Genomic DNA, 15965 nt, shown 5'->3' on the forward strand with positions numbered 1-15965 from the left:
GATCTTAGCAGAGAGTCCTTAACGGCGGCGCCCGCCGAGCAGGCTGCCCAGCATGCCGCGCACGATCTGGCTGGTGACCTGGCGCGCTGCGCTGCGGGCCACGCTCTGAACCACGCCGTCGCGTTTACCGCCGCGCGGTCCGGTGGTGCCAAACAGAATATCTTTCAGACCGCCAAGAATGCCGCTGTCTACCTTCACGTCGGCGCCTTTAACGTCCGGCGCCGCTGACTGCTGCGGTGCGGCGGCAACACCCTGCTGCAGGCGCTCAAACGCCGACTCGCGATCGACCTCCTCATCATATTTGCCATAAAGCGGCGAATGGTTGATCAGGTCGTTGCGCTCATCCTGCGTCAGCGGCCCCATGCGTGAGCCGGGGGCGATCACCATAGCGCGTTCCACGATGGATGGACTGCCTTTCTCATCGAGGAAAGAGATCAGCGCCTCACCGGTGCCGAGCGCCTGAAGCGCCGCCACGGCATCAAACGCCGGGTTAGCGCGCAGGGTCTCAGCGGCACTTTTTACCGCTTTCTGATCGCGCGGCGTGAAGGCGCGCAGGGCGTGCTGCACGCGATTGCCAAGCTGGCCTAATACCTTGTCCGGAATATCTGACGGATTCTGCGTGACGAACCAGACGCCCACGCCTTTGGAGCGGATCAGGCGGATGACCTGCTCGATCTTTTCCAGCAGCACGGGCGGTGCATCACTGAACAGCAGATGCGCCTCATCAAAGAAGAAGACCATTTTCGGCTTATCCAGGTCGCCCGCTTCCGGCAGCTGCTCATAGAGTTCCGCCAGCAGCCACAGCAGGCTGGTGGCGTAGAGTTTAGGCATCTGATAGAGCCGTTCTGCTGCGAGAATATTGATATAGCCGCGGTCCTGCTCATCGCAGCACATCCAGTCGCGGATATCGAGCATCGGCTCACCAAAAAAATGCTCCACTCCCTGCTGCTCCAGCGCCAGCAGGCCGCGCTGAATCGCACCCACTGATGCGCTGCTGATGTTGCCATACTGCGTCTGAAACGCTTTGGCGTTGTCGCCGATATACTGCGTCATTGCGCGCAGATCTTTGAAATCGAGCAGCAGCAGCCCCTGATCGTCGGCAATGCGGAAAATAATCTGCAATACGCCCGACTGCACCTCATTCAGCCCCAGCAGCCGCGCCAGCAGCAGGGGGCCCAGATCGGTAACGGTGGCACGTACCGGGTGGCCCTGCTGACCGAAGATATCCCACAGCATCACCGGGTTGTCATGCGGCTGCCAGTCGCTGACGCCAATCTGTGACAGCCGCGCCTGCAGCTTCTCAGAGGCGCTGCCGGGAGTGGCAATGCCGCTTAAATCCCCTTTGACGTCAGCCATAAATACCGGCACGCCGGCCTGTGAAAAGGATTCTGCCAGCTTCTGCAGCGTAACGGTTTTGCCGGTACCGGTGGCGCCAGCGATCAGCCCGTGGCGATTGGCCATCGCCGGGAGCAGCGACAGCCGGATATCGTGGGTTTGAGCAATCAGCAGTGGGGTGGTCATAATCTCTCGCTCTTCAGCAATGCGTTATGACACCAAGGATAGCAAGCGCAGCCTGCGGTAGCGCAACTGATTGCGCAGAAAAGAGGAAGCCCTCCGGATATGCCGGAGGGCAGAAGAGGAGCTACTCTTTACGGACCGTATCGAAGAAGAGCAGGCTGACGCCGATACCCTGCCGGACGTGGGTCACGTTTTGCCGGATCGCTACCTGCTGCGCACCCTGCAGCGTGACCACAAACGGGGAGTCCTGCTGTACGCGCTGCTGCAGGGCGGTATAGAGCGCCCGGCGTTTTACCGCATCGCTTTCACCCGCCGCCGCCCGCGTCTGCGCGCTGAGCTGCGGAATATCCCAGCCCACCCGCCACGCCAGCGTTTTAGCCCCGCCCGGTACGTTCCAGGCAAAGGCGCTGGCGTTGGTATTAGGATCAACATAATCCGCCCCCCAGTAGATAAAGATGGACTGGAAGTCGCGGCCGCGCATTTTACTCCACAGCGCCGACTCCGCTACCGGCTGCAGATCGATCTCGATATCTGCTTTAGCAAAACTCGCCTGCAGCGCCTGCGCTACATCAATATAGGGTGGCTGGTTGATGACCGTCAGCGCAATGCGCGTGCCGGGCTGAATGCCGCCCTCCGCCAGAATGGCTTTGGCTTTCGCGACGTCATAGTGAAACGGCGTCTCCTCCAGTGCGCCGTCAAATCCCTGCGGCAGGAAACTCTGATGGATACGGTATTGTCCTTTCAGCAGCTGCTGTGAGATAGCCTGATAATCCACCAGCCAGCGCGCGGCGCGCCACAGCGCCGGGTTAGCCAGTGCCGGCTGCGCGGCGTTGTGTGCATTGAACGCCAGGTAGTAAATCAGGCTGGAAGGAAATGCTTCAATACGCAGGTGCTTATCCTGTTTCAGCGCGTCGATCTGATCGGGGCCGAGCTGATAGGCGACATCGACATCGCCCTGCTGGATCAGCAGGCGGCGCGCGCCGGCATCCGTTACCCCTTTAAGCAGCACGCGCCGCAGCTGCGGTGCCGGGCTGGCCTGCGGGCTGGCGCTCAGCACCACCGCCTGCTGCGGCACATACTGCTGCAGCGTAAAAGCGCCGCTGCCGGCGGAGTGGGTGTGCAGCCAGCCGTTGCCGCTGTCACCATTGACCGCATGCTGCTGTACCGTTTTGCTGTCAACAATCGACGCCACCGGCGCGGTGAGCAGGCGCAGCGCCAGATCCTGTCCGATTGCGGCCGGCCAGCGCATCTCCAGCTGTGTGTCGCTCAGCACCTGAAACTGGCTGGCGATGTTGGCAGCGGTCCAGCCAAACTCTGCCAGAATAAACGCCGGCGCTTTGTTGAGCTGTACCGCCCGCGTCAGAGAGAACACCACATCCTGCGCCGTTACCGCGTTACCGCTGGCAAAGCGCGCGTCGGGCCGCAGGGTAAACCGCAGGCTGTGCGGCGTACTGCCAGGCTGCCATTCGCTGGCCAGCAGCGGCGCAAGCTGCTGCGGCGCGTTGCGGTCCGGCTCGGTCAGGGTCTGATAGAGATTGCGTTGCACGCTGTTGCTGACCGTCTCAAAACTCTCCGCCGGGTCAAAGCTGATGATGCCATCCAGCGGTACCGCCACTACCAGCGTATCCTCTGGCGTGGCGGCATGCAGGGTAAAGGCAGTACTCCAGACCGCTGCCAGTAAAATCAGTAAGCGCATTATTATTATCCTCAGAGGAAGAGACGCTGAATTTAACGCGCGGCGGGCAGAGTCAAAATGCCGGTTTGTTCTGAGCTTTGTCAGAATATAAGGTTAATACCGGGTATTAATTATTTTGCCGCTTTTTTACGCATTAAATGGGCAAATAAAACGCAGGGAGATGAAAAGCTGGCTGAGGCTTAATGAAGCTGAATATTTACGCTGATCGTTACTGCAGCGCAAGCGTGATTTATTTTCAACAGTTGCGCCGGGCGATTATTTCTTTGCTGCAGCGCTTTTAGCAAAATATCAAGGTAAAGCGCTAAAAACCCCTGCTTTTGGCAGGTTTAAACCACAATTTCAGGTAATTAGTGGCACTGCTGCACACGTATAACACGGCAAAAAAATAACCATCCTTCACTTAAACACATTTTAAATTTAATTTTTACATCCTGAAATATTTGTATCCATAAGATTGCCCGCTTGTTTGCCGATTTATAACGTCATTAACAAAAATATAAATTATCTTTCTTAGCTAGTGAGAATTGTCGCGCCATGCTGTTAGAAAAACCCACCACCAGACGTAAATTTTTACTCGGGGCGCTGCTGGCTTTGCCGGTCAGCGACCTTTTATTAAAAGGCGTTACCGCCGCGCAGGCGGCAGAAATGGCTGCGCCGGAACTCGCCGATTATAAACCGATCTTTTTCAGCGCCAGTGAATGGCAGTTTATCCTGGCGGCAACCGACCGTCTGATCCCGGCTGGCGGCAGCGGCAAGGCGCCCGGCGCGCTGGAAACCAACGTACCGATTTTTATCGACCAGCAGCTGCACACGCCGGAGTTCGGTGCAGAAATCTATCTGCAGGGGCCGTTTGATGTACACGCGCCGGCGACCATGGGCTATCAGATCCCGTTTACGCCGCAGCAGATGTACCGCACCGCCATCAAGCTGGTGGAGCAGTGGACGCAGACGACCTATCAGAAAGCCTTCCACGAGCTGAGCACGGAAGAGAAAGATGCCGTGCTGACCCGTATCAACAAGAATGATGGCCTCGATTTTGCGGCGCTGGGCGAGCCGTCGCTGAAAGCCTCACAGTTCTTCAGCCAGCTGCTGGCTGATACCAAACATGGTTATCTTGCCGACCCGATGTATGGCGGTAATAAAGGCATGAAGGCGTGGATCGCTATCGGCTTCCCGGGTGCCCGCGCCAGCTTTACCGAATGGGTGAAGCAGCACAACGTGCCGTATCCGCTCGGGCCGGTCAGCCTGCTGGGCCAGCGCGCCTGAATTTCCCTATTTGGTATGTGAGACAGAATTAACATGGCACAGATTACAAAAAAAGAAGTCGATGTCGTTGTGTGCGGCCTCGGCTGGGCCGGCTCGCTGATGAGTATCGAGCTGGCGCTGGCCGGACTTGAGGTGCGCGCGCTGGAGCGCGGCGGCGAGCGCGACTATCCCGACTTCGCCTACCCGAAGCCGGCTGATGAATACGCTTACAACGTACGTAATAAAGTCTTCGCCACACCAAAAGAGGTGGCGGTGACGGTGCGTTACAATATGGACCAGACCGCGCTGCCTACCCGCAAATGGGGCGCCTTTGCGCCCGGCACCGGCGTGGGCGGCGCAGGCATGCACTGGACGGCGGTACTGATCCGTCCGACCCCGACCGATATCAAACTGAAAACCTATGTTGATCAGGCGTATAAGCCGGGCATTCTGCAGGATGATATGCGCGTTATGGACTTCCCGTTCAGCTGGGAAGAGATTGAGCCTTACTTCTATAAGTTTGAGCTGATCTGCGGGCAGTCCGGCACCACCGGCAACCTGCGTGGTCAGATCCTTGAAGGCGGCGATCCGTTTGAAGGGCCGCGCTCAGAGCCTTACCCGCTGCCGGCGCTGGACGACACGCTCAACAACGTGATGTTTAAAGAGGCGGCGAAGAAGCTCGGCTATCACCCGTTCCCGAACCCTTCAGCCTGCGTGTCGCGCGCGTGGAAAAACCCTTACGGCAACCAGATTGCACCGTGCAACTACTGCGGCTACTGCTCAAAATATCCGTGCCTGAACTACTCCAAAGCGTCACCGCAGACGGCGGTGATGGATGCGCTGAAGCGACTGCCGAACTTCTCCTACGAAGTGAACGCTGAAGTGGCTAAAGTCGTGCTGCACGATGATGGCAAAACCGCAAAAGGCGTGATCTATTACGACGCGGATGGCAACGAAGTATTCCAGCCAGCCAAAATTGTGGTGCTCTCCAGCTTCCAGCTCTACAACGTGCGTCTGATGCTGCTCTCCGGCATCGGCAAGCCGTATAACCCGATCACTGAAGAGGGTGTGGTAGGGCGCAACTATGCGTTTCTCTCCAACGGCGGCGCCACGCTGTTCTTTAAAGATAAGAACTTTAACTCTTACGCCACCGCCGGCGCGACCGGCCAGATGTTCAATGACATCTCGCCAGGCAACTTCGATGGCCCGCGCCTCGGCTTCCTCGGCGGTGCCAAGATCCACAGCTCGCAGGCAACCGGTACGCCGATGGCTGCTGCGCTGCCGAAAGGCACACCCGCCTGGGGTATGGGCTACAAAGAGGGTCTGGAGCAGTGGTACAACCATTCGATGAAGATCAGCATCACCACCACCTGCCAGTCCTATCGCGATATCTATCTCGATCTCGATCCGCACTACACCGATCATCGCGGCAACCCGCTGCTGCGTATGACCTTTAACTGGAAAGAGAACGAGCTGAAGCTGCAGCAGCATCTGAAGGGCATCGTGGGCGATATTGCCAAAGAGCTGAACCCGGACAGCATGAGTATGAGCTTCCTGCCGATGGGCGCCGATTTTGACCTCACCAAATATGTCTCAACCCACAACGTGGGCGGTGCGGTGATGGGCGATAACCCGAAAACTTCGGCGCTGAACAAATACCTGCAGAGCTGGGACGTGCATAACGTCTTTGTGCCGGGCGGCAACGCCTTCCCGCAAAACTTCCAGGCGAACCCGACCGATACCATCGGCGCGATCACCCTGATGGCGGCGCAGGCGATCAAAGAGCAGTATCTGAAGAACCCCGGCCCACTGGTACAGGCATAAGCAGATGAAAAAACTAACATTACTGGTAGCGCTGGCGCTGAGCGGCGTGGCGCTGCAGGCGCAGGCGGAAGATGAAGCGGCCCTGATTAAGCAGGGTGAGTATCTGTCGCGGCTGGGTGACTGCATGGCGTGCCACAGCGTCGCGGGCAAAGCAGCCTACGCGGGCGGGCTGGCGATTGAGTCGAACCTGGGTACGATCTACTCCACTAACATCACGCCGGACAAAGCACACGGTATCGGTAACTACAGCGAACAGCAGTTCTCTGACGCGGTACGTAAAGGGGTGCTGCCGGATGGTTCACGCCTCTATCCGGCCATGCCGTACCCGGACTATGCGAAGATCAGCGATGCTGATATGCACGCGCTCTGGGTCTACTTTATGAAGGGCGTAAAGCCGAGCAGCGAGCAGCCGCAGGAGACAAAGCTGAGCTTCCCGTTCAGCCAGCGCTGGGGTATGCGCTTCTGGAACTGGGCGTTTACCTCCGACAAGCCATTTCAGCCGATTGGCGGCGCCTCTGCTGAAGTGAATCGCGGTGCCTATATCGTCGAGAGTCTTGGCCACTGCGGCAGCTGCCACACGCCGCGCGGTCTCGGTATGAATGAGAAATCGCTCGACAGCAGCGACAAAACCTTTCTCGCCGGCGGCAGCCTGAATAACTGGGATGTGCCGTCGCTGCGCGGCATGCCGCACTGGAGCGAGCAGGAGGTGATCGATTACCTGCAGACCGGGCGTAACGATAAAGCTGCCGTGGGCGGTGAGATGAAGTCGGTGATTGAGCACTCCAGCTCCCACATGACCGATGCCGATCTGAAAGCGATTGCTGCTTACCTGAAGTTCCTTGGCGGCAATCCGCCGCTGCAGGCCTACAACGTGCAGGCGCAGCAGCAGACCGAAGCGAAGCTGACGGCCGCGAAGAACCTGAGCGAAGGCGAACGTCTCTATCTGGACAACTGCGGCGCCTGCCACTTCGTGACCGGCAAGGGTGCGCCGGGGATCTTCCCCGAGCTGGATCAGGCAACGATCGTGAACGCAGGCGATCCGACGGGGTTGATCCACACGATCCTCGTCGGCGCGCAGCAGCCGTCAACGGCTAAAGCGCCGTCGACGCTGGCGATGCCGGGCTTCGGCCAGCGCCTGAGCGACGAAGAGGTCGCACAGCTCGCCACTTTCGTTCGCCAGGGCTGGAGCAACCGCGCCCCGGCCGTGACCAAAGAGCAGGTCGCCGACGTCCGCAAAACCCTGCATTAATCGCTAAGCGGGGGCGCCCGGATAATATCCTCAGCCAGGGGCGCATAAATGCGCCCCCTACGGGATTCGTACGACATTCGATAATATCCATCCCCCGTAGGGGCGCCATTCATGGCGCCCTGGCCGATACCCGCACGGATTTAATGACGCCTGGATTCAACCAGGGGCGCATAAATGCGCCCCTACGGGGTTCGTACGACATTCGATAATATCCATCCCCCGTAGGGGCGCCATTCATGGCGCCCTGGCCGATACCCGCACGGATTTAATGACGCCCGAATTCAACCAGGGGCGCATAAATGCGCCCCCTACGGGACTCGTACGATATTCGATAATATCCATCCCCCGTAGTGGCGCCATTCATGGCGCCCTGGCCGATACCCGCACGGATTTAATGACCCCTGAATTTAAACAGGGGCTCATAAATGCGCCCCTACGGGGTTCGTACGACATTCGATAATATCCATCCCCCGTAGGGGCGCCATTCATGGCGCCCTGGCCGATACCCGCACGGATTTAATGACGCCCGAATTCAACCAGGGGCGCATAAATGCGCCCCCTACGGGACTCGTACGATATTCGATAATATCCATCCCCTGTAGGGGCGCCATTCATGGCGCCCTGGCCGATACCCGCACGGATTCAATGACGCCTGAATTCAACCAGGGGCGCATAAATGCGCCCCCTACGGGACTCGTACGATATTCGATAATATCCATCCCCTGTAGGGGCGCCATTCATGGCGCCCTGGCCGATACCCGCACGGATTCAATGACGCCTGAATTCAACCAGGGGCGCATAAATGCGCCCCCTACGGGGCCCGCACAAAACTCAATGTAACGTACGCACCACTTCCAGCACGCCGTTGATCACGAACTGCACGCCCATACAGACCAGCAGAAAACCCATCAGGCGCGAAATCGCTTCAATGCCGCCTTTACCCACCAGCTTCATAATCGCGCCGGAGCTGCGCAGGGAAATCCATAAAATCAGGGCTACCACCAGAAAGGTCAGCACCGGGGCGACCATCACCACCCAGGCGGGGAAATCGACGCCGGCTTTCACCGTTGAGGCTGAGCTGATGATCATCGCAATGGTACCCGGACCGGCGGTGCTCGGCATCGCCAGCGGCACAAAGGCGATATTCACCGTCTCGCGCGGATCGTCGCTGGCATCCTGCTCATCTTTTTTATGGCGCGCCTCTACCGAATGGCCGACCGGTTTTGCCGGAAACAGCATGCGAAAGCCGATAAAGGCGACAATCAGCCCGCCCGCCATGCGCAGGCCGGGAATCGAGATGCCAAAGGTGTGCAGCACCGCGTTGCCGGCGTACCAGGCGACCATCATGATCAGAAACACATAAACCGACGCCTGCAGCGCCTGACGGTTACGCTCCTGAAAATTCATCTCGCCCGCCAGCCCTAAAAACAGCGCCACGGTCGTCAGAGGGTTGGCCAGCGGCAGGATCACCACCAGCCCGAGGCCTATCGCTTTGAAGAGTTCCAGCATCATGCATCTCCGCAGGGCAGGGCCGCGTGCGCGGCCCTGTGACAGGATGTATTACTCAGTGCTTCGGCGTGTCGAGCGCTTCGATCATCTCGGGAAAAAAATCTTCCAGCAGCTCGGGCGTCATCAGTTCGGGGTAGTTAATGAGGTGTTCACGGATGCGCTCATTGACCTCCGGCAGCAGGCGCTGCGCGGCATCATCAGCGCTGATTTTTTTCTGCTTCATCAGGCGCAGCACGTTATCCGGCAGGCTATCTTCATCCTCCACCTCATCCACGCCTTCCAGCGCGTCGAGCTCATCCAGCAGATCCATCAGCGCTTCGATCTGCGGCGTGCGCGACTCATACTCCGCCGGGCGTTCGCTCTCCAGATAGCGCAGCAGGGCGCGCACCGGCGATCCATCCGGCGTAGCGGGCGGCTCGCTGGCGAACCAGCTCAGCAGGTCATGCTGGCTCACCTGATGGACGTGATAGCCGTTATCGGTCAGCTCATCGGCGAGGATATCAGCGGTGTCGTGCTCAATCAGGCAGATATGGGTGCGCTTTGGCGTGTACTGTTCCAGCCACTGATAGATCTCTTCAATGACGCTGTCGTCATACTGAAAAGTCTGGTTGAGGTAGCTGTCATCCTGCTCATGTACGCAGAGCCGAATCAGATCGGGATCGAAGTAAATCGCTATGTTGATGCCTTTCATGCGCGCTGTCCTGTTTGCTGCAAAATCTCACTATAGCGTCAGGGCGCACAGAAAAACATGGGGAGGCCAGCAGCGCGCGCATCTGGCCATAAAAAATCTCATTCATCAGCACGATAAGGCCGGGACAGCGGCCCGGCACACGGCGCTGATTACATGCCGATATATTTTTTACCCTGCTTCAGCACCACATCACACGCTTTGGTTTTAAGCTTCTCACCCATTGGCGAGTTGCTCAGGCTCTGCAGGTTAAGCTGCTGGCCGTTACCGGTATTGAGCAGGCCCGCGATTCCCTGCTGATAATCAGTTTTCTGCTCCTGCGCCGCCGGCGTGCTCAGGCCGAGTTTGCTCAGCACCTGCTCTTTCACCGACTTCACGTTGTTATCCACCACGTTATGCTGCACGCAGTACTCCATCACGCCCGCTGCGTTGGTCATATTGCTGGCGCTTACCGCTTTATCGCCGCCGTTCAGCAGGCCGGTCAATGTGGAGAGCGAGAGCCCTCCACTCTGCGCGCCATTGCTGCTGGTGGTATTGCTGTTTTGCTGCTGCGAGAGCTGTGAAGCGGCGCTGCTCAGCTGATCCTGCCAGCTCGCCGCCGACGCGCTGCCCGCGACCAGTGCTGCCGCCATACCCCATGCCCAAACGCCGCGTTGCATTGATTTACTCATGTCTAACCTCATGGTTCCGTCTTTCAGACGCCGATAATGCAGGATATGAGGCGGAAGATCTCAGAAAGTTCCGGAGAAGCGGGCAGGGCCATGCAGATTGAGAGTGTTCTGGTTTCCGGGGAGATGATGACGCTGTTTTTTTCAACGCTCAGCGCACGCGCTGCTCAATAGCGGTTGCACACCCCACGGGTAACGGTATAATCGCCAGCGTTTTCCGTATCCTTATCCATGCCGGAGTGGCGAAATCGGTAGACGCAGTTGATTCAAAATCAACCGTAGAAATACGTGCCGGTTCGAGTCCGGCCTTCGGCACCATCGGAACATCAATAGACGTCTTTTTTTGTGCCTGAAATCCAGTATCCGCAAGGCTTTCCTCGCTTTTTCACTCAACCTAAGTCAACCTGATTCAATCTACATCAACTTACTGATGCGGGTACAACTGCGGGTATACCCCGGTTCGATAATGTTTGTACCCACACAGAACCCTTGAAAGGATACTCATCATGGCTCTGAGTGATGTGAAGGTTCGTTCGGCAAAGCCTGAAGCAAAAGCCTACAAACTGACTGACTGTGATGGCATGGTTTTGCTGGTTCACCCTAACGGCTCCAAATACTGGCGACTGCGTTATCGCTTTGGCGGTAAGGAGAAGATGCTGGCGCTGGGGAAATATCCTGAAGTGTCGCTGGCGGATGCCCGGGCACGCAGGGATGAGGCCCGTAAGCTGTTAGCTAATGACGTCGATCCCAGTGAAAATAAGAAAGCAGTTAAGGTAGAGCAGGAGCAAGAGGCAATAACGTTTGAAATGGTTGCCAGAGACTGGCATGCCAGTAATCAGAAATGGTCGGCATCGCATAGTGCTCGTGTATTGAAAAGTCTGGAGGATAATCTCTTTGCTGCTATCGGTAAGCGTAACATTGCTGACCTGAAGACACGGGATCTGCTTGTACCCATCAAAGCTGTGGAGTCATCTGGGCGTCTTGAAGTCGCCGCCCGTTTACAGCAGCGTACTACCGCGATTATGCGCTTTGCTGTGCAGAGCGGCTTAATCGATTATAACCCCGCGCAAGAAATTGCCGGTGCGGTTGCTACGGCGAAAAGAAAGCACCGTGCGGCTCTGGATCTTGAACGTATTCCCGAATTACTTCACCGCATTGATCACTATTCTGGCAGATTGTTAACTCGACTGGCGGTTGAACTCACTTTGTTGGTTTTCATACGTTCAAGCGAACTGCGTTTTGCTCGCTGGTCAGAAGTGGATTTTGAAACGGCCATGTGGACGATACCAGGTGAGCGTGAACCGCTGGAAGGTGTTAAACATTCTCAGCGTGGTTCAAAGATGCGGACTCCTCATCTTGTTCCTTTGTCGCGTCAGGCCTTAGCTATTTTGGAAAAGATCAAAAGCATGAATGGAAACCGAGAGCTGATCTTCGTTGGCGATCACGATCCGCGTAAGCCGATGAGTGAGAATACGGTGAACAAGGCTTTACGGGGGATGGGCTATGACACGAAAACTGAAGTTTGTGGACATGGTTTCAGGACGATGGCGTGTAGTTCACTTATTGAATCAGGATTGTGGTCGAGGGATGCAGTGGAGCGGCAGATGAGCCATCAGGAGCGTAGCTCTGTTCGGGCAGCTTACATCCATAAGGCGGAGCATCTGGGGGAGAGGAGGTTGATGTTGCAGTGGTGGGCGGATTATCTGGATGCGAATCGGGAGAAGGGGATTAGTCCTTTTGATTTTGCTAAAGTAAACAAGTAAATATGTCCGGGTAGTGTTTGCTACCCGGACATATTTACTTGAATTGGAACATTAACTTTTATGGGTTAAAAAGATGAAGCTTCTTAATACATACGAAGATAAAGATGAAGCAGAAAATGCATTAACTAAAATATCTGGAGAGAAGAGATTAGCAAGCGAGCGCGATAGCACAATCGTTATTTATAATCTCTTTGGTACGCCATCATGGGGGAATTTCTATAAACTAGGTATGTTTAGCCTTCCTGAATTGCAGGGGATGTTGGAACTATGTAAAGCCGGGCAACCTATTGATGTAGCGAAGCATAATGAGTACATTAAAACGCTCAGCTATGTTGCTCGTACATTTGACTTATCAATTCCTGAACATTGGCTATGATGCCAGTACCATATCTTACCTAAGATATGGTACTGGGTTAAAATGGCCGTTAGGCAATTATCCTTTTAAAAAGCTTTTCCAGATAAATAGAACCAGTATCCTCTAGAAAGAGTATGTTACGTTCTTCAATTTTATCTTTTGGTTCAGAAACATTTATTAAATCAACAAAACGTGTTTCAGAAACAATAAATGCGCTTAGACTTAATTTATCATCAGATAATTTCTTCTCAAGCTCTTTAATTTCCTTGTACAAACCAAATTTAGCATCATCAAGATTCAGATTCCGAATGCCTTTTGGGTCAATAAGACTTAACCATTGCTTCCCGCTTTCGTCATCAACTAACCACAATAAAAAGTCAGGATAAAAGTTACCAGCTGTGGCGAAACCTAAACCTTTACTTTTAGTATCAGCATTTCGCAACAAGTACAAACTTTTATTGCCGATGATTTTCTGACCTTTAGGTGTCTCAATGAATTCTTGTAAATCCTGAATAAAAGTAATTTCACTTGGTGCATCAAATGCAGTCGGACGCATTTTTAGCGGTAAATCAGCATTTTTCTCAATTGAGAGAAGAGGGTAATAAAGGTGTTTATCAAAGGTTACAGCAATCATACCCGGGGCATTCCAGGATTTAGCTTTACCAATTTCACCTTGAGTGACGATCTGCTGCAACTGTTCAAGTCGCTCTGCATAATCCAGACCGTCATCAGACTCTTCTATTTCAAAGTGGTACATTTTGATCATACATGGGTCGTCTTCACTCACTTGGGTGATTTCATAAAACTGACCTTCATAAGCATTCTTTAATGTATTATAAAATCGGTCGGTGTAATCAGTGAGAAGGCGAAGCATGATATCTTCTTGCTTAGCAATATCTGAATATTGTTTAATTTCGAGTTCCGATGCCGGAATCGAAAGTGTGTACCAGTTGTTTGAGACTTTTACCTTTCCAAGGCAAAAGTCGATCAACCGTTGTTTATCCAGACGTAAATTTGACCAGCCACGCTGTAGTTTATAGGCCTGAATAGCGAGATAAATTCGATCAAAATCAAAGGCACTGATTGTTTTATAATCTAACTTGGCCTCATTTCTGACATTCACAGGTGTTTTATCACCCTTCCTACTCGTGTCAATCGACTCAAGTTTAGGATATAAATCGAGTTTGATGTGTGGATGCTTTATCTTGCCTTGCAGTTCAGCAGGAACCTCATAAAGCTCAGGAAAGTAAACACGCTTGAAGCCATTTTTTTGATTATCCTTGTAGCCATCTTTAAGCTTAAGCGTTTTAAGCTTTGTATTAGGCATATTTGGCCGAGTTTCAAAATTCAGCTCAAGGATCTCATCACTTGGCGTTATTCCTTCGTCTTCAAGATATTGTTTAAATGTTGCCATATAGTCAGCACGAACACCGAAAATATTTAGTGTTTCTAATTTCTCCAGATGCAGTCCTTTAGGACGTTCTCCAAGTGTGCTTCTTTTTAAAGAATAGTTGCGACCTTTCAGGCGTACCCCGCGACCAAAAAGCTGAATAATCTGTGAGCCTTCCCCACGCCCCATATTGAGTAGACCCATAGTTGATACACGCCAACTGCTCCAGCCCTCAGTAAATTTTCGGGAGCCAATTAAGATATGCAGTTGGGAATCTTTATCGTTCAACGTATGGAACAGAGACTTGGCAAAATCGTCTCTTTGATAATCGAACGTCGTATCTTCCTCGCACATTTTATAAAGAGATGGGGAATCACCAATATTGATCAAGCCAAAAGGTTCTGCTTCACCGACCTGTAATGCAAGTTCACCTTTACTTCCGATCAAATTTAATACTCTTAATCTCTGACCTGAATGTGTGGTATTAAAAAGTCGAGCAAGGATATCTAAATAGATATCTTCCGGTCCATTCATTAAAGCAGTGAAACGCTTTTCAAAGATGTTACGTTCTTTAGTATCCAGAATTCTGGCTTTGTTTTCGACAAGATCACTAATCCAGGATTTTGCTTGTATTTCGTTGTTTAAAAACCATGCTAAAAAACGCAGTACTGCGTGAATATCCGAATCTTCACCACTGACTGTGTTGCCAACAAAGACCCATAATGGTTTTTCAATGTTGAACTCATCTAACTTATCTTTATTCCTATTGAATAAATATTGTTGCTGGTAAAAACTGAGTAAACAAGCAGTGAAGTATTCGTAGCGACGCTCATCTTTTTTATCTTCATTGGGGTTAAGGTTAAGAATTAGTGACTCTTTTCCATAACCATCTTCATAGAAGAATTTATAGGAATAGTCGAAAAGAATTGATTTACCATAAACTTCTCTTGTAGCCTGAATACGCGCATCACGTAATTCCTCTGATGTCAGCTCTGATTGTGCTAACTGCTCATCAGTCAGTTTTCCTAATGCAGTTGTCTCAAAGAGCAATTTTGCTTTTTTCTTTTTAATTTCGGCCTCGACAACTTCAGCATTATTTCCGCCTGATACTGCTTGTCCAAAAGTAGCCGAGTATTCGAATGCAAAACCGTCTCGTGTTAATTTGTCGCGACGACGCATCCAGGCACCAGCAGCAGTCCCTGTTCCTTTATGACCTTCATCAATTAGAACCAGATTGTTGCCTTCAAATGCCTCAACAGCGACGGTTTTATCACCCATGTCATCAGCAAGTTTATTGATATCAATAACTTCAACGGTACCTTTAAACGGAGCTGATTTGCTCTTATCAAACAACTGGATGTGGGAAAAACCAGAATTATATAACTCATCCAAGTGTTGCTGTGAAAGACGCTCATCCGGCGTTAGCAGGATGATTTTATCAGGATAATGATGAGTATTACCATTCTGATAGTAATGTAGGTACTGTAAAATATTTACATGTAATAACAATGTTTTACCGGAACCTGTCGCATTCCAGTAGGCTAGTTTATTCAAATCATCCAAGATGTATGATTTAAACTGATTAGCTCTATCCTTTGCTGTTTCATTATTTTCAGCATTGTATAATTTGAGTTCACTGTTAAGACCATCAAGTAATTCTTGTTTACGATTGAAGTACCAATCGAGATAGATCTCAGTAAAAAAAAGAGACAGGTATTGAAAATATTTCATATTCAATACAGTGTCTTCTCTACGATTACGATGCTCAGTTATTTGCTGCCAGTGTTTAACAATATTAAGATCGTAGCGACGTAACTCATCGAGGTCGATGAGATCAACCTCGAATAAGTAGTTACTTAACTCATGGAAAAACAGGCTTTGGCCATCTTCATGAATACCTTCAAATCGGTCTTCACCTAAACGGATTTTCAAACCATGCAATGTACCGTCTTTAAAAAAACGGAACATAAAGCGATTTAAAACCAGCTGCTTATGAAAACTTAATTTGCTGTTGGTTTGCTTTTTGATGGCTTTTCCAGTAGTGGGTTTCTTAGCCATTC

General features: G+C 52.6%; 11 protein-coding genes and 1 tRNA gene. 6 read left to right on the forward strand and 6 right to left on the reverse strand.

The genetic code is table 11. The annotated features are described in order from the left end of the window. Nucleotides 1-18: 18 nt before the first annotated feature. Together FS690_RS08625 and FS690_RS08630 are read right to left on the reverse strand one after the other, a co-directional pair. Nucleotides 19-1521: a helicase HerA-like C-terminal domain-containing protein gene (locus FS690_RS08625; protein ID WP_145339406.1), complete on the reverse strand. Its 1503-nt coding sequence runs from the start codon at nucleotides 1519-1521 to the stop codon at nucleotides 19-21. A 121-nt stretch (nucleotides 1522-1642) separates the two neighbouring features. Beyond that, nucleotides 1643-3214, reverse strand: a complete 1572-nt coding sequence (locus FS690_RS08630) for an ABC transporter substrate-binding protein (protein WP_145339408.1) — start codon at nucleotides 3212-3214, stop codon at nucleotides 1643-1645. A 534-nt stretch (nucleotides 3215-3748) separates the two neighbouring features. Between FS690_RS08630 and FS690_RS08635 the strand changes: the two genes are divergently transcribed. Genes FS690_RS08635 through FS690_RS08645 form a run of 3 tightly spaced genes read left to right on the forward strand, consistent with a single transcriptional unit; the run spans nucleotide 3749 to nucleotide 7532 of the window. Further along, nucleotides 3749-4480: a gluconate 2-dehydrogenase subunit 3 family protein gene (locus FS690_RS08635; RefSeq protein WP_071669127.1), complete on the forward strand. Its 732-nt coding sequence runs from the start codon at nucleotides 3749-3751 to the stop codon at nucleotides 4478-4480. 33 nt (nucleotides 4481-4513) lie between these two features. Next, the gene (locus FS690_RS08640; RefSeq protein ID WP_145339410.1) at nucleotides 4514-6283 is read left to right on the forward strand and encodes a GMC family oxidoreductase; all 1770 of its coding nucleotides are present in this window, start codon (nucleotides 4514-4516) and stop codon (nucleotides 6281-6283) included. Nucleotides 6284-6287: 4 nt separating this feature from the next. Beyond that, on the forward strand, nucleotides 6288-7532 hold the full coding sequence (locus FS690_RS08645; protein ID WP_104085579.1) for a cytochrome c: 1245 nt from the start codon (nucleotides 6288-6290) through the stop codon (nucleotides 7530-7532). Between the two features lie 831 nt (nucleotides 7533-8363). Here the strand turns inward: FS690_RS08645 and FS690_RS08650 are convergent. The 3 genes from FS690_RS08650 to FS690_RS08660 all read right to left on the reverse strand — a co-directional run bounded on the left by FS690_RS08650 (nucleotide 8364) and on the right by FS690_RS08660 (nucleotide 10400). Then, nucleotides 8364-9041 (reverse strand): MarC family NAAT transporter, encoded by a 678-nt coding sequence (locus FS690_RS08650; RefSeq protein ID WP_104085638.1) that lies wholly within the window; start codon nucleotides 9039-9041, stop codon nucleotides 8364-8366. Nucleotides 9042-9096: 55 nt separating this feature from the next. Further along, nucleotides 9097-9732, reverse strand: coding sequence for a hypothetical protein (locus FS690_RS08655; protein ID WP_071669124.1), 636 nt, complete (start codon nucleotides 9730-9732; stop codon nucleotides 9097-9099). Nucleotides 9733-9881: 149 nt separating this feature from the next. Beyond that, complete coding sequence (locus FS690_RS08660) at nucleotides 9882-10400, reverse strand: DUF2501 domain-containing protein (RefSeq protein ID WP_369826810.1); 519 nt, start codon at nucleotides 10398-10400, stop codon at nucleotides 9882-9884. A 230-nt stretch (nucleotides 10401-10630) separates the two neighbouring features. Between FS690_RS08660 and FS690_RS08665 the strand changes: the two genes are divergently transcribed. From FS690_RS08665 to FS690_RS08680, 3 genes are all read left to right on the forward strand, one after another. Further along, nucleotides 10631-10715 (forward strand) — tRNA-Leu (locus FS690_RS08665). 188 nt (nucleotides 10716-10903) lie between these two features. Next, the gene (locus FS690_RS08675) at nucleotides 10904-12160 is read left to right on the forward strand and encodes an integrase arm-type DNA-binding domain-containing protein (protein ID WP_145339413.1); all 1257 of its coding nucleotides are present in this window, start codon (nucleotides 10904-10906) and stop codon (nucleotides 12158-12160) included. A 73-nt stretch (nucleotides 12161-12233) separates the two neighbouring features. Continuing rightward, on the forward strand, nucleotides 12234-12536 hold the full coding sequence (locus tag FS690_RS08680) for a hypothetical protein (protein WP_145339415.1): 303 nt from the start codon (nucleotides 12234-12236) through the stop codon (nucleotides 12534-12536). A gap of 49 nt (nucleotides 12537-12585) precedes the next feature. Here the strand turns inward: FS690_RS08680 and FS690_RS08685 are convergent, their stop codons facing one another. Further along, nucleotides 12586-15963, reverse strand: coding sequence for a DEAD/DEAH box helicase family protein (locus FS690_RS08685; RefSeq protein WP_145339417.1), 3378 nt, complete (start codon nucleotides 15961-15963; stop codon nucleotides 12586-12588). Nucleotides 15964-15965 lie beyond the last annotated feature (2 nt).

Origin of the sequence: Pantoea sp. PSNIH1 (assembly GCF_007680655.1) — a bacterium.
Lineage (GTDB): Bacteria > Pseudomonadota > Gammaproteobacteria > Enterobacterales > Enterobacteriaceae > Pantoea > Pantoea eucrina.